The sequence below is a fragment of the Ensifer soli genome, assembly GCF_041928815.1.
Taxonomy (GTDB): Bacteria; Pseudomonadota; Alphaproteobacteria; order Rhizobiales; family Rhizobiaceae; genus JBHFEI01.
This window is the reverse complement of record NZ_JBHFEI010000010.1, coordinates 195,042-209,833: the sequence shown is the minus strand read 5'-3', so window position 1 is coordinate 209,833 and position 14,792 is coordinate 195,042. Positions and strand designations below refer to the sequence as shown.

15 protein-coding genes and 1 pseudogene are annotated in these 14,792 nt (G+C 65.3%); all 16 read left to right on the top strand.

Annotated elements, in window-relative coordinates; translation table 11 throughout:
• The first annotated feature begins 182 nt into the window (after positions 1–182).
• The gene (locus tag ACEVQ6_RS16755; protein ID WP_374890164.1) at positions 183–2,174 is read left to right on the top strand and encodes a conjugal transfer protein TraG; all 1,992 of its coding nucleotides are present in this window, start codon (positions 183–185) and stop codon (positions 2,172–2,174) included.
• Positions 2,175–2,185: 11 nt separating this feature from the next.
• Complete coding sequence (locus ACEVQ6_RS16750) at positions 2,186–2,623, top strand: ribbon-helix-helix domain-containing protein (protein ID WP_374890163.1); 438 nt, start codon at positions 2,186–2,188, stop codon at positions 2,621–2,623.
• Between the two features lie 169 nt (positions 2,624–2,792).
• Positions 2,793–3,815 (top strand): P-type conjugative transfer ATPase TrbB, encoded by a 1,023-nt coding sequence (trbB, locus tag ACEVQ6_RS16745; RefSeq protein WP_374890162.1) that lies wholly within the window; start codon positions 2,793–2,795, stop codon positions 3,813–3,815.
• Positions 3,816–3,880: 65 nt separating this feature from the next.
• Positions 3,881–4,174: a TrbC/VirB2 family protein gene (locus tag ACEVQ6_RS16740; RefSeq protein ID WP_058390520.1), complete on the top strand. Its 294-nt coding sequence runs from the start codon at positions 3,881–3,883 to the stop codon at positions 4,172–4,174.
• Entirely contained in the window at positions 4,174–4,455 is a 282-nt protein-coding gene (locus tag ACEVQ6_RS16735) for a VirB3 family type IV secretion system protein (protein WP_242932163.1), read from the top strand. The genes ACEVQ6_RS16740 and ACEVQ6_RS16735 overlap by 1 nt, the downstream gene beginning before the upstream one ends.
• Positions 4,456–4,469: 14 nt before the next feature.
• Positions 4,470–6,908: a conjugal transfer protein TrbE gene (gene trbE, locus ACEVQ6_RS16730; protein WP_374890161.1), complete on the top strand. Its 2,439-nt coding sequence runs from the start codon at positions 4,470–4,472 to the stop codon at positions 6,906–6,908.
• Positions 6,905–7,669, top strand: a complete 765-nt coding sequence (gene trbJ / locus ACEVQ6_RS16725) for a P-type conjugative transfer protein TrbJ (RefSeq protein WP_374890160.1) — start codon at positions 6,905–6,907, stop codon at positions 7,667–7,669. The genes trbE and trbJ overlap by 4 nt, the downstream gene beginning before the upstream one ends.
• Before the next feature lie 14 nt (positions 7,670–7,683).
• Complete coding sequence (trbK-alt, locus tag ACEVQ6_RS16720) at positions 7,684–8,076, top strand: putative entry exclusion protein TrbK-alt (RefSeq protein ID WP_374890159.1); 393 nt, start codon at positions 7,684–7,686, stop codon at positions 8,074–8,076.
• Position 8,077: 1 nt separating this feature from the next.
• A complete protein-coding gene (gene trbL, locus ACEVQ6_RS16715) occupies positions 8,078–9,445 on the top strand; it encodes a P-type conjugative transfer protein TrbL (protein WP_374890158.1) in 1,368 nt (455 codons plus the stop codon).
• On the top strand, positions 9,445–10,128 hold the full coding sequence (gene trbF / locus ACEVQ6_RS16710) for a conjugal transfer protein TrbF (RefSeq protein ID WP_374890157.1): 684 nt from the start codon (positions 9,445–9,447) through the stop codon (positions 10,126–10,128). Before trbL ends, trbF begins: the two co-directional genes overlap by 1 nt.
• Entirely contained in the window at positions 10,125–11,177 is a 1,053-nt protein-coding gene (trbG, locus tag ACEVQ6_RS16705) for a P-type conjugative transfer protein TrbG (protein ID WP_374890156.1), read from the top strand. Before trbF ends, trbG begins: the two co-directional genes overlap by 4 nt.
• Positions 11,174–12,430 (top strand): TrbI/VirB10 family protein, encoded by a 1,257-nt coding sequence (locus ACEVQ6_RS16700; protein ID WP_374890155.1) that lies wholly within the window; start codon positions 11,174–11,176, stop codon positions 12,428–12,430. The genes trbG and ACEVQ6_RS16700 overlap by 4 nt, the downstream gene beginning before the upstream one ends.
• The gene (locus tag ACEVQ6_RS16695; RefSeq protein WP_374890154.1) at positions 12,427–12,669 is read left to right on the top strand and encodes a DUF2274 domain-containing protein; all 243 of its coding nucleotides are present in this window, start codon (positions 12,427–12,429) and stop codon (positions 12,667–12,669) included. Before ACEVQ6_RS16700 ends, ACEVQ6_RS16695 begins: the two co-directional genes overlap by 4 nt.
• 128 nt (positions 12,670–12,797) lie before the next feature.
• Positions 12,798–13,067, top strand: coding sequence for a hypothetical protein (locus ACEVQ6_RS16690; RefSeq protein WP_374890153.1), 270 nt, complete (start codon positions 12,798–12,800; stop codon positions 13,065–13,067).
• Between the two features lie 131 nt (positions 13,068–13,198).
• A complete protein-coding gene (locus ACEVQ6_RS16685) occupies positions 13,199–13,600 on the top strand; it encodes an HVO_A0114 family putative DNA-binding protein (RefSeq protein ID WP_374890152.1) in 402 nt (133 codons plus the stop codon).
• Positions 13,521–14,633 (top strand): annotated as a pseudogene (locus tag ACEVQ6_RS16680) (recombinase family protein); the annotation flags it as partial. The gene ACEVQ6_RS16685 and the pseudogene ACEVQ6_RS16680, both read left to right, overlap by 80 nt.
• Positions 14,634–14,792: the final 159 nt, after the last annotated feature.

The window sequence follows — 14,792 nt, the reverse complement described above, 5'->3', positions numbered from 1 at the left end:
CGATAGAGCTACGATGAGCCGAAAATCCTCTCTTCTCAACTCAACCAATTTTGTCTCACAGGCGCTGATGTCGGACACTTCGCCATAGTATCCGAAACCCCGACGCATCGGATTATCTGTTGCTTCTGGCCGGAACGGCTATTCTTTGATCGGCTCCGTCTCTTTTGCCGATCGGAGCCTGTATGCGCGGAGGTCAGATTCTTTGGGGGCAGATCGCCCTCGTTTCCATCATCATTTTGTTGACGACCTGGGCCGCAACGCAATGGACAGCGTGGCAACTCGGCTTTCAGGCGCAGCTCGGCGAGCCATGGTTCATGGTGGCGGGCTGGCCGATCTACTATCCGCCAGCGTTCTTTTGGTGGTGGTATTTCTACGATGCCTACGCGCCGAAGGTCTTCGTTGAAGGGGCGATCATCGGGGCTTCGGGCGGCTTCATCGCCATCGTCGTCGCGATCGGCATGTCTGTCCTTCGGGCGCGACAGGCGAAGAATGTCGCCACCTATGGATCGGCACGTTGGGCGGAACCCGACGAGATCAAGGCCGCCGGTCTGCTCGACCCTGATGGCGTCCTGCTCGGTCGGGTCGACCGCGACTATCTCCGTCACGACGGTCCCGAGCATGTGCTTTGCTTCGCCCCGACCAGATCGGGCAAGGGCGTCGGCCTGGTTGTGCCGACGCTGCTGACCTGGCCGGGCAGCACCATCATTCACGATATCAAGGGTGAAAACTGGGGCCTGACCGCCGGTTTCCGGTCGAAGCACGGCCGCGTGCTGCTGTTCGATCCGACCGATCCCACGTCATCGGCCTATAATCCGCTTCTTGAGGTACGGCGCGGCGACAAGGAAGTCCGCGACGTGCAGAACATCGCCGACATCCTCGTTGATCCCGAAGGCGCGCTCGACAAGCGCAACCATTGGGAAAAGACCAGCCACAGCCTACTTGTCGGCGCGATCCTTCATGTTCTCTATGCTGAAGCGGACAAGACGCTCGCCGGCGTTGCCAATTTCCTCTCCGATCCAAAGCGGCCCGTCGAGGCGACGCTGCGTGCCATGATGAACACGCCGCATCTGGGCGAAGCCGGCGTTCATCCGGTCATCGCGTCGTCGGCGCGCGAGCTTCTGAACAAGAGCGACAACGAGCGGTCGGGCGTGCTTTCGACCGCCATGTCGTTCCTCGGCCTCTATCGCGATCCCGTGGTGGCGAAGGTGACGGCGCGGTGCGACTGGCGCATCGCCGATCTGGTGGCGGCGGAACGGCCGGTCAGCCTCTATCTCGTTGTCCCGCCCTCCGACATCAACCGCACCAAGCCGCTGATCCGGTTACTGCTCAATCAGGTCGGGCGGCGGCTGACCGAAGACCTGAAGACCTCCGCCAACCGGCATCGTCTCCTGCTGATGCTCGACGAGTTTCCAGCCCTCGGCCGGCTCGACTTCTTCGAGAGCGCGCTTGCCTTCATGGCGGGCTACGGCATCAAGAGTTTCCTGATCGCGCAGAGCCTCAACCAGATCGAGAAGGCGTATGGCGCGAACAACAGCGTGCTCGACAATTGCCATGTGCGTGTCGCCTTCGCCACCAATGACGAGCGCACCGCCAAGCGCGTGTCCGACGCCCTCGGAACCGCCACCGAGATGCGCGATTCCACCAACTATGCCGGGCACCGGCTGTCGCCCTGGCTCGGCCACCTCATGGTGTCGCGGCAGGAGACGGCGCGGCCGCTTCTCACCCCTGGAGAGGTGATGCAGCTTCCGCCCGCCGACGAATTGCTGCTAGTCGCGGGCGTGCCGCCCATCCGAGCCAAGAAGGCGCGCTACTACGAAGATGGGCGCTTCCGCGAGCGCCTGTTGCCGCCGCCAAAACTGGAAGCAGCAAAGGGCGTCGCAAAGCCACCGGCCGATGATTGGTCGGCGCTGGCGATCCCGGCTGCATCGGCTGGGGTAGCACCGGGAAATGCTGGCAGCACAAACACCGATCCGGCCAATGCAGGCATCCGCCGCGAGCCGGAATTGCCGGAGCATGAGGAGATCGCGCCGCCGGATCACGCGCCAGTCGGGGAGTTCGACATACTCGACGATGAACCGGACGTGGATGCCGCCAAGGCGCGCAGCCTCCGCCAGCAGGTCACATCGGTCGCCCGGCAGGCGTCGATGGACCCTGCCGATGGCATAGAATTGTGAAGGGGACGGCCATGCAGACGAAGACCCGCATGAACGTCTATTTCGACCCCGACCTCCTGAAGAAGGTCGAGGCTCTGGCCCTCCGGCGCAACATTTCCAAATCCGCCGTGATCGAAGCCGCTGTCGCGTCGTTCCTGTCTGCCGACGCCTCGGAGCGGCTGGAAGCCGTGTTCGCCCGTCGCATGGACCGGATAGGCCGCCAGATCGAGGGCATGGACGAAGACCTCGCCATTCTCGGAGAAACGCTCTCGCTGTTCATCCGCTTCTGGCTGACCGTCACGCCGCCGTTGCCCGACAGCGCACAGGCATCGGCGCGTGCCAAAGGCACGGAGCGGTTCGACGGCTTTCTACAAACGCTCGGCCGGAAGCTCGCAACCGGCGATCGGTTCCTGAAAGACCTGTCGCGTGACATCGACTCGCGACGCAATGGAGCAGGCGATACAGAATAGCGGACGCCTCTGGTGTGCGGCGTCCAATAATCAATCCCGCCGATTGCCGCCGTTTCTTCGCTATGGCCGCCGGGTGTTAGATACTTGTTGAATCAGCCTAATTTCCGGCTCTTTTAATCATCCCCGTCCGGGGACCGTCTGATGTCTCCCCGGCGAACACGGGGATCAGATGGCCGTTTCACATCACCATTCGGAAAGTTTGGCACGCGGCGCGCGAATGCTGCGCACCGCGCTCGGCCCGGCCATCGCACGGTTTCTCGAAGACGCCGCGATCGTCGAGGTGATGCTGAACCCGGATGGCCGCATCTGGATTGACCGACTTTCCGAAGGGCTGTCCGACACCGGCGAGAGACTGTCGCCCGCCGACGGCGAACGCATCGTGCGCCTCGTCGCCCATCATGTCGGCGCCGAGGTCCACGCCGGTAGCCCGCGCGTCTCGGCCGAGCTGCCGGAGACAGGGGAGCGCTTCGAGGGCCTGCTGCCACCCGTCGTCGCAGCCCCGGCCTTCGCCATCCGTAAACCCGCCGTCGCCGTGTTCACGCTCGACGATTACGTCCGGGCCGGGATCATGACGGCTACCCAAGCCGAGGCGCTACGCGAGGGCGTCATGTCCCGCGCCAACATCCTCGTGGCGGGCGGCACCTCCACCGGCAAGACCACACTGACCAACGCGCTCCTGGCCGAGGTGGCGAAGACCTCCGACCGCGTCGTCATCATCGAGGACACGCGCGAGCTGCAATGCGCCGCGCCCAACCTTGTCGCCATGCGGAGGAAGGACGGCGTGGCGTCCCTGTCGGATCTCGTCCACTCATCCTTACGCCTGCGCCCCGACCGCATCCCGGTCGGCGAGGTGCGTGGCGCGGAAGCGCTCGATCTCCTGAAGGCATGGGGCACCGGCCATCCCGGCGGCGTCGGCACCATCCATGCCGGCAGCGCCATCGGCGCGCTTCGCCGGATGGAACAGCTCATCCAGGAAGCTGTCGTCACCGTTCCGCGCGCGCTGATCGCCGAGACCATCGACCTCGTTGCCGTCCTCACCGGACGCGGCTCCGCGCGCCGGCTCACTGAACTCGCCCGCGTCGAGGGCCTTGACCCGGACGGCGATTACCGCGTCGCGCCCGCCGTCATCGAGGGCGACGGCGCTGCGACTTCCTCAGCCCAAGCCCTCAGCCCCGAAGGAGACCATCCATGATCGAACGTCTGCGCGCCATACATCTCGCTGATGGGCGCCCGTCTCAATTGCTCCATCACCTCACCATGACGGCTTCCGTCGCCGTCGTGAGCCTGATGATGGCCGCGCCCGCCCATGCCTCCGGCTCGTCCATGCCGTGGGAAGCCCCGCTGCAATCCATCCTCCAGTCGATCGAAGGCCCGGTCGCCAAGATCATCGCCGTGATCGTCATCATCACCACGGGCCTCGCACTGGCCTTCGGTGACACGTCGGGCGGCTTCCGCCGTCTGATCCAGATCGTCTTCGGCCTCTCGATCGCGTTCGCCGCGTCGAGCTTCTTCCTGTCGTTCTTCTCGTTCGGCGGCGGAGCGCTGGTCTGATGGCGGGCGTCGTCGAACAGGGGAGCGAGGTTCCCGGCTTCACCGTGCCGGTCCACCGGGCGCTGACCGAGCCGATCCTGCTCGGCGGCGCTCCGCGCGCCATCGCCATCATGAACGGCACGCTGGCAGGCGCGGTCGGCCTGGGCCTGCGCCTCTGGCTGGTGGGTCTCGCCATCTGGGCGATCGGGCATTTCGCGGCCGTCTGGGCGGCAAAGCGCGACCCGCTCTTTGTCGATGTCGGCCGCCGCCATCTGCGCATCCCCGCACATCTCACGGTCTGAGGGGGAGCGCACCGATGATGAACCTCGCCGAATATCGCAATCGCAACAGCCGCCTTGCCGACTTCCTGCCCTGGGCAGCCCTTGTCGGCCCCGGCATCGTGCTCAATAAGGACGGCAGCTTCCAGCGCACGGTACGGTTTCGCGGCCCCGATCTCGATTCGGCTGTGCCCGCCGAACTGGTCGCCGTCGCCGGTCGTCTCAACAACGCCTTCCGCCGCCTTGGCTCCGGTTGGGCGATCTTCGTGGAAGCGCAGCGCCATCCGGCCGCGATCTACCCCGTCAGCACGTTTCCCGATGCGGCGTCCGCATTGGTCGATGCCGAGCGCAAGGCAGATTTCGAGGAAGCGGGCGCGCATTTCGAGTCCAGCTACTTCCTGACCTTCACCTATCTGCCGCCTGCCGAAGACGCTGCCCGTGCGGAAACCTGGCTCTACGAGGGACGCGAGAAAGCCGGCATCGATCCGAACGAGCTGTGCAACGCCTTCGCCGACCGAACCGACCGGCTGCTCCGCCTGATCGAAGCTTTCATGCCGGAATGCCGCTGGCTCGATGATGGCGAGACGCTGACCTATCTGCATGGCTGCGTGTCCACGCACCGGCACCGTGTCCGCGTCCCCGAAACCCCGATCTATCTCGATGCGCTGCTCGCCGATCAGCCGCTGACCGGCGGGCTGGAGCCGCGCCTGGGCGATCAGCATCTGCGTGTGCTGACCATCACCGGATTTCCGACCGCGACAACGCCGGGCCTGCTCGACGAACTGAACCGGCTCGCCTTTCCGTACCGTTGGGCCACCCGCGCAATCCTGCTCGACAAGACCGACGCGACCAAGCTGCTGACGAAGATCAGGCGGCAATGGTTCGCCAAGCGCAAGTCCATCGCCGCGATCCTCAAGGAGGTGATGACCAACGAGCAATCCGCGCTGGTGGACACGGATGCGTCGAACAAGGCAGCGGATGCCGATCTCGCACTTCAGGAACTCGGCGCGGACTATGCAGGCATCGCCTATGTCACCGCCACCGTTACGGTGTGGGACGCCGATCCGCGCATCGCCGACGAGAAACTACGCCTCGTGGAGAAGGTCATTCAGGGCCGCGACTTCACGGCGATGGCAGAGACCATCAACGCCGTGGATGCCTGGCTCGGATCGTTGCCGGGGCATGTCTATGCCAACGTCCGGCAGCCGCCGATCTCCACGCTCAATCTCGCCCACATGATTCCGCTTTCGGCGGTGTGGGCGGGGCCGGAACGGGACGAGCATTTTGCAGCGCCCCCACTGCTCTTCGGCAAAACCGAAGGCTCGACCCCGTTCCGGTTTTCCCTTCACGTCGGCGATGTCGGGCATACGCTTGTCGTCGGCCCGACCGGCGCGGGCAAGTCGGTGCTGCTGGCGCTCATGGCGCTTCAGTTCCGCCGCTACAGAGGCGCCCAGGTCTTCGCCTTCGACTTCGGCGGCTCGATCCGCGCCGCAGCACTCGCCATGCAGGGCGACTGGCACGATCTCGGCGGCGGGCTGACGGACGGCTCGGACACGTCCGTCAGCCTCCAGCCGCTCGCCCGCATCGAGGAGACGAGCGAACGCGCGTGGGCCGGGGACTGGATCGTCGCCATTCTCCTGCGCGAAGGCGTCATCATCACGCCCGAAGTGAAGGAGCACATCTGGACGGCGCTGACTTCGCTGGCCTCCGCGCCGGTGGGCGAGCGCACTATCACTGGCTTGTGCGTCCTGCTCCAGTCCAACGACCTGAAGCAGGCGCTTCGGCCCTATTGCATCGGCGGGGCCTGGGGCCGGTTGCTCGACGCCGAGAGCGAACATCTCGGCACGGCCACCGTTCAGGCGTTCGAGACAGAAGGGCTGATCGGCACGGACGCCGCACCCGCCGTGCTGGCCTATCTGTTCCACCGGATTGAAGACCGGCTCGACGGATCGCCGACGCTCATCATCGTCGATGAGGGCTGGCTCGCGCTCGACGACGAGGGTTTCGCCGGCCAGCTCCGCGAATGGCTGAAGACGCTGCGCAAGAAGAACGCCAGCGTCATCTTCGCCACGCAAAGCCTCTCGGACATCGACGGCAGCGTGATTGCGGCTGCCATCATCGAAAGCTGCCACACCCGGCTCCTCCTGCCGAACGAGCGCGCGATCGAGCCGCAGATCACCACCATCTACCGCCGCTTCGGCCTCAACGATCGTCAGATCGAAATCCTCGCGCGGGCGATGCCCAAGCGCGACTATTACTGCCAGTCCCGACGCGGCAATCGCCTGTTCGACCTCGGCCTCAGCGACGTGGCGCTGTCGCTCTGCGCCGCGTCCGGCAAATCCGATCAGACCATCATCGCCCAGATCCTCGCCGAACACGGCCCGGATCGCTTTCTCGACGCCTGGCTACGCCATCGCGGCGTCGATTGGGCCGCCGACCTCATCCCCGACCTCACCAACCTGGAGAAACTGCCATGAAACTGCGCCGTTCCCGCGTGGCGCGGCTTGCTGCCGCGCTGCTCATCGCCCCCGTCGCGTTCGCCCCGATGCTGCCCGCGCCCGCACAGGCGCAATGGATCGTCTATGACCCGACGAACTATGTGCAGAATGTGCTGACGGCCGCCCGGAGCCTTCAGCAGATCACCAATCAGATCACCTCGCTTCAGAACGAAGCGCAGATGCTCATCAATCAGGCTCGCAATCTGGCGAACCTGCCGATCTCGTCGCTCCAGCAGATTCAGCAGTCGGTCCAGCGCACCCAGCAATTGCTCAATCAGGCGCAGAACATCGCCTACGACGTTCAGCAGATCGACCAGATATTCCAGCAGAAATATGGGAACATCTCGTTGTCTGCGTCGGACCAGCAGCTTGTCTCCGATGCTCGCTCCCGCTGGCAAAACACGGTCGGTAGCCTTCAGGATGCGATGAAGGTGCAGGCCACCGTCGTCGGCAATATCGACACCAACCGCACGGAGATGTCGCGGCTGGTGGGGGCGAGCCAGGGCGCGACCGGCGCACTTCAGGCTACACAGGCCGGCAACCAGCTCCTCGCGCTTCAGGCTCAGCAACTTGCCGATCTCACCGCCGTCGTCGCCGCCAACGGCCGGGCGCAGGCACTTACCGACGCTGAACGGGCAGCCGCCGCGGAACAGGGGCGCGAGCAGCGCCGCCGCTTCCTGACGCAGGGCACGGGCTACCAGCCGGGCAATGCCCGGATGTTCCCGAGCAGCGGTAATTGAGGGAGGCGACGCCCATGGACGGCAAGATGCTTGCCCGGCTCGGCACCATCGTCTTCGTCGGCGTCGCCATCACCGCCGCCGTGATCGAGTTCACGCGCCAGCCCGAACCTGCTGAGGTCGGCCCCCAGGCACGCCAACGCGGCGACACTGGCGACCTGCGCCAACGCCTTCGCCGTTGCCGGGACATGGGCGAGGCCGCCATCCGCGATCCCGCTTGCCTCGGCATATGGGCCGAGAACCGCGACCGCTTCCTGAAGCAGGGTGCGCAGACGCCGGATGCACCGGACGCTCCGACGATATTGTGGCCATCGGCTCCGGCTGAAGATTCGATCGTCAAGGAGATGCAGCCGGTCACACCGCCCGAGCCTGCAAGGCCGCCCGTTTCTCCTGATGAGGGAGCGCGCTGACATGGGCGGCACCGGCGTCATCGATCATTTCCTCGAAGTCTTCACGCGCTATATCGACGGCGGCTTCGGCCTGCTGTCGGGCGAGGTCGCGTTCATCGCGACGACGCTGATCGTCATCGACGTGGTGCTGGCGGCGCTGTTCTGGTCGTGGGGCGCCGATGACGACATCATCGCCCGTCTGGTCAAGAAGACGCTGTTCGTCGGCGTCTTCGCCTACATCATCGGCAACTGGAACAATCTCGCCCGCATCGTCTTCGAGAGCTTCGCCGGCCTCGGCCTGAAGGCGTCCGGGACCAGCTTTTCCGTCGCCGACCTGCTGCGCCCCGGCAAGGTGGCGCAGACCGGCCTCGACGCCGGTCGCCCATTGCTCGAATCCATCTCCGACCTGATGGGCTGGGTCTCGTTTTTCGAGAACTTCATCCAGATCGCGTGCCTGCTTTTTGCCTGGGCGCTGATCCTGCTCGCCTTCTTCATCCTTGCCGTCCAGCTTTTCGTCACCCTGATCGAGTTCAAGCTGACGACGCTTGCGGGCTTCGTGCTGATCCCCTTCGGCCTGTTCGGCAAATCCGCCTTCATGGCCGAACGGGTGCTCGGCAACGTCATCTCATCGGGCATCAAGGTTCTGGTGCTCGCCGTCATCATCGGTATCGGCTCGACGCTGTTTTCCGAGTTCACAGCGGGCTTCGGCGGCGCGACGCCGACGATCGACGACGCCATGGCGATCGTGCTCGCCGCGCTGTCACTGCTTGGCCTGGGCATCTTCGGTCCCGGCATCGCTAACGGTCTTGTCTCCGGCGGCCCGCAGCTCGGCGCCGGCGCAGCTATCGGAACGGGCCTTGCCGCCGGTGGCATGGTCATGGCCGGCGGCGCTGCCCTTGGCGCTGCCGCTGGCGGGGCCGGTGCACTTGCCGGAGGCGCTGCCGCCGCCGCCCGTGGCGGCGCGGCGCTCGCGGGTGCAGCCTCGACTGCCTACAGCCTCGGCGCTGCCGGACAGTCGGGCGCATCCGCCGTCGCCTCCGGTCTCGGCAACGTCGCCTCGACCGGCGCGCAAGCTGCCGCGTCTCCCTTGAAGCGCGCGGCATCGAAAGCCGCCGACAGCATGAAGCAAAGCTATCAGGCTGGTGCTCGCGGCGCCTTCGAGGTCACGGGCGGCTCTTCGACTGCCGGGACCATCGGGGGAGAGGCCGGCGAAGCCGGGTCCACCTCCGCGCCGTCCGCATCCACTGCTGAAGGCCCGCCCGCATGGGCCAAGCGCATGAAGCGCTCGCAGCAATTCACGCACGGCATTCAGGCCGCCGCCCATTCCGTGCGCAGCGGCGACAGCCACGGCGGCGGCTCATCCATCAATCTCTCTGAAAGTGACCGCTGATGTTCAAAAGACCCGCCACCCACTACGGCAAATCCCCTCAGCCCGAGACGCCCTACCAACGAGCGGCGCAGGTCTGGGACGACCGCATCGGTTCCGCCCGCGTGCAGGCCCGCAACTGGCGCTTCATGGCTTTCGGCTCGCTCGCCCTGTCGGCGGGGCTGTCCGCAGCGCTGGTCTGGCAGTCCACCAGCGGATCGATCGTGCCGTGGGTGGTGCAGGTCGACAAACTCGGCCAGGCACAGGCCGTCGCCCCCGCCGTCGCTAACTACCAGCCGACCGATCCACAGATCGCTTTCCATCTGGCCCGGTTCATCGACCAGGTCCGCGCGATCCCGGCCGACGCCATCATCGTGCGGCAGAACTGGCTTCGCGCCTACGAGTTCACGACGCAGGCCGGGGCTCTGGCGCTCAACGCCTATGCCCGCGCCAATGACCCGTTCACCAAAGTCGGCAAGCAGCAGATCGCCATTGAGGTTTCCTCGGTCATCCGCGCATCGCCAGACTCGTTCCGCGTCGCCTGGATCGAGCGGCGCTATCAGGACGGCTCGCTCGCCTCGACCGAGCGCTGGTCCGCCATCCTCACCGTCGTCGTGCAGCCCCCGCGCGACCCCGAAAAACTCCGGGCCAATCCGCTCGGCATCTACGTCAACGCCATCAACTGGTCGAAGGAGCTTGGACAATGATCCGGCCGTCTTATCCGACCGCCGGACATCCGGCGGCACGCAATCCCGTCTTTCCGGCTTTCCGTAAATCCGCTTTGCCGGTTCTCCTCATCTGCACCACGGCGCTCGCGGGCTGCGCCACGACAACCCCGCCGCCCGAGATCGCCTATGACGATGCCGCGCCAGCCGTGCAGACGGTCGATCCGCCTGCGCCGGTCACGGTGGTCGAGCTGCCGCGCCCGTTGCCGTTGCCCGGCCAGATGAAACCTGTCGAGACCACACGCCGCACGCCGGAGCCGGTCGACCCCACGGCCAGGGTCAATCAGGCCAACGCGCAGGCCCGCGTGCAGCCCGTGCGCGACGGCTTCATCAATTCGATGCAGGTCTATCCCTTCACGCAAGGCGCGCTCTATCAGGTCTATACCGCTGTCGGGCAGATCACCGACATCGCGCTTCAGCCGGGCGAAACGCTGGTCGGTTCCGGCCCGGTCGCCGCTGGCGACACGGTGCGTTGGATCATCGGCGATACCGAAAGCGGCACGGGCGCTACCCGGCAGGTCCATATCCTCGTGAAGCCGACACGCACCGATTTGATGACCAATCTCGTCATCAACACCAATCTGCGCACCTACCATATGGAACTGCGTTCGACCGAGCGCACCTATATGGCGTCGGTATCCTGGCAGTATCCGCAGGACCAGCTCATCGCACTCCGCCGCCAGAACGCTGACGCGCAGGCTGTCCAGCCCGTTGCCAGCGGCGTCGATCTCGCCAACGTCAATTTCCGCTACGAGATTTCCGGCGACCGGGCGCCGTGGCGGCCGCTGCGCGCCTTCGACGACGGAAGGCAGGTCTTCATCGAGTTCCCGCGTGGCATCGGCCAGGGCGAGATGCCGCCGCTCTTCGTCGTCGGGGCGGAGGGCAATACCTCGGAACTGGTGAACTATCGCGTGCGCGGCAAATACATGATCGTGGACCGGCTGTTCGCCGCCGCCGAGCTGCGTTTCGGCACCGACCGCAATCAGAAGCGGGTCCGCATCTCGCGCACCGACGGGAGGCCCGCATCGTGAGCGAGGTCGATCCCGAAAAGGAAGAAGGGCGCAAGCCCGAGGCGCCGGAACCTTCCGATGATGCCCACCCGCTGACCGGCGAGCCGGTCGCGCCAATGCGCCTGCGTCCCGAGCCACCGCGCGTTACCCGCCTGTCGCGCAAGGTGCTCGGCGGTCTCGGTCTCGTCGCCAGCCTGGGCGTCGGCGGCGCGTTGATCTACGCGCTTCAGACCTCGCAGGGGGGCGGTCAGAACGCAGAACTGCTATCGACCGACAACCGGGCGACGCCGGACGGCCTCAATAGCCTGCCGCGCGACTATACCGGGCCGGTGCTCGGTCCACCGCTTCCCGGCGATCTCGGCCGACCGATCCTCGACGCGCAGAACCGGGGGCAGCCCGTCACGTCGCCGCTCGCCGGCACACCCGCCAATCCGGCGGTGCAGCCCGGCCTCAGCGCCGAGGAGCAACGCCGCTTGCAGGAACTGGAGGCGGCGAGGACCGCTCGCCTGTTCGCCTCGACGGAGACGCGCACCGCTGCGTCGGCCGCGACGGCAACGGCCGACACAACGGCTGCTGCGCCGAACCTTGCCAGCCTTGGCCTTGCGCCACAGCCTGCCACGCCCGCGGCGCAGGACCGCCAGCTCGCCTTCCTCAACCAGGCACCCGACAGACGCACCGTCGCGTCCGATCGCGTTGCCGCGCCCGCTTCGCCGAATGTGCTTCAGGCCGGCGCGGTGATTTCCGCCGCGCTCATCACCGGCATCCGTTCCGATCTTCCCGGCCAGATCACCGCGCAGGTGACAGAGAACATCTATGACAGCCCGACCGGCCACATCCTCCTGATCCCGCAGGGAACGCGCATCATCGGCCAGTATGACAACGGCGTCGGCTTCGGCCAGCGCCGCATCCTGCTCGTCTGGAACCGCCTGATCTTCCCGAACGGCCGCTCGATCGTGCTGGAGCGTCAGCCGGGCGCGGATACGCAAGGCTATGCCGGGCTTGAGGATGGCGTCGATTACCACTGGTGGGATCTCGCCAAGGCCGCCGCGCTCTCGACGTTGCTCGGTATCGGCACCGAACTCGCCACTGACGACAATGACCGTCTTGTGCGAGCGATCCGCGACGGGGCGCAGGACACCATTAATCAGGCCGGACAGCAGATCGTCCAGCGCCAGTTGCAGATCGCCCCGACGCTGACCATCCGGCCGGGTTTCCCGGTCCGCGTCATCGTCACCCGCGACCTTGTGCTCGAACCCTATGGGGGAACGCCATGACCAAGCTGAAGCTCGGCCCGATCGCCGACGACAAGCCCATAAAGGTCACGCTGGAGCTGCCCGCCAGCTTGCACCGCGACCTGATCGACTATGCCGAAATCCTGGGCCGCGAGGCGGGGCAACAGCCGACCGATCCCGTCCGCCTGATCGTCCCCATGCTGGAACGCTTCATCGCCACCGATCGCGGCTTCGCCAAGGCGCGGCGTGGGACGCCATCGGCCGGCACTCCGATCGCATGAGGCGATCAAGGTATCGCATAATATCGACTTCACGCGGTCGCCAAACCCCGCAGGATGATGGGGCGGCGCAGTGCCGCGTATTCCGATCGGGGAACCCACGACTGCATATCCAACCGGACGGTGAGTTCATGTCTCGACGCCAAGCCACCAAGAACCGGCGTCGGACGCGTGCCGTCTCCGGCAACCTGCCCGACGACCTATACGATTACATCGATGAGGATATGCCGATATCCCCCGAAGCGCCGGTCGCGAAAGGACGTGGCACGCAGCCATCGGTCGATCACTGGACCGTCTCCGACGATTGGCCCGAGCGCGTGCCCGTAACTGAGGCCGAGATCGACCTGTTCGAGGCGTGGTTCGGCGACATTATCGACGAACTGTTCGGCAAGCCCGGCTGATCCGGTTCGATAGAGTAGAGCGAATTTCCTTGAAATAGTTATATTACTATGATAACTGTCATGGCGAATATCGGCTTCGCCGCCTGATGTCCTTTGTCGGTCGGCGAGTGCCCCTGCGGAGGCTGCGCGCCATGACCACGCTGAAGATCGGCATTGCCGATACAGAGGAAATGAAGGCCCGGACGCTACGCATCGCGCGCGGCGAGGAACAGCCGTCGCCCGACGATCCCAAAGTCTGGTTCATCTCGACGGAATCCTTCTCCAAGGTCTTGTCGGCACCCAACCGCGAAATGCTGTGCCTGATCGCTGAGCAGGAGCCGGATTCGCTCGATGCGCTGGCCGAACTGACCGGCCGTGCAAAATCCAACCTCTCACGCACGCTCAAAGCGATGGTCGGTTACGGCCTTATCCGCATGGAGCGTAGCGGCAAGAAACTCGCTCCCAAACTCATCCATGATCGCGTCGTGCTGGAACTGGCGCTCGCCAATCCACGGCGCAAAGCCTCACGCCCGAAGGAGACCGCCGATGAATAAAGAATCTCCGCTGGTCGCCACCCGTGCCGCCCTTTACCTGCGCGTTTCCACCGCGCGGCAGGCCGAGCATGATGTGTCGATCCCTGACCAGCGTCGGCAGGGCGAAGCCTGGTGCGAGGCGCGCGGGTATCAGCTTGTCGAAACCTTCGTGGAGCCGGGCAATACCGCCACCAACGATCGCCGGCCCGAGTTCCAGCGCATGATCGAAGCGGGCACGTCCAAGCCCGCACCGTTTGACGTGGTGCTGGTTCACAGCTTCTCGCGCTTCTTCCGCGACGCCTTCGACATGGAATATTACTACCGGAAGCTCGCCAAGAATGGCGTCCGGCTCGTGTCCATCACACAGGAACTGGGCGACGATCCGATCCACGACATGATGCGGCGGATCATGGCGCTCTTCGACGAATATCAGTCGAAGGAGAACGCCAAGCATGTCATGCGCGCCCTGAAGGAGAATGCCCGACAGGGCTTTTGGAACGGCGCTCTTCCGCCGATCGGCTATCGCATCGTCGCAGCCGAGCAACGCGGCTCCAAGACCAAGAAGAAGCTGGAGATCGACCCGTTGCACGCAGACACGGTGCGGCTGATCTATCGGCTCGCTCTCCAGGGCGAAGGCGGCTCAGGCCCGATGGGCGTCAAGGCCATCGTGAATCATCTCAACCGCAACCGTATCTTCACCCGCGACGGTGGGCGTTGGGGCATCGGCCAGCTTCACCGCATTCTGACCCGACGCACCTATATCGGGGAGCATGAGTTCAACAAGCGCTCCAAGTCCAAGGTGCTGAAGCCGGTCAGCGAAATCGTCGTCGTCCCGGTGCCGCGCCTGATCGATCAGGAGACATTTGATGCCGTGCAGGAGCATTTGCGGGTCCGCAACTCCAAGGTCACGCCGCCGCGTGTCGTCAGCGGGCCGACCCTGCTGACAGGCATCTGCTTCTGTGAGAAGTGCGGTGGAGCCATGACACTCCGCACCGGCAAGGGCGGGCGCTATCGCTATTACACCTGCTCGATCAAGGCCCGGCAGGGCGAGACCGGCTGCTCCGGCCGCTCGATCCCGATGCCGCAACTCGACGCCATCGTCTGCGACCATATTGAGAACCGGCTGCTCCAGCCCGAGCGGCTGGAGGAGATCCTGGCCTCGATCCTCGATCGACGCGAGGAGCGGGCGGATCGGCGCAGGGAGCATATCGCC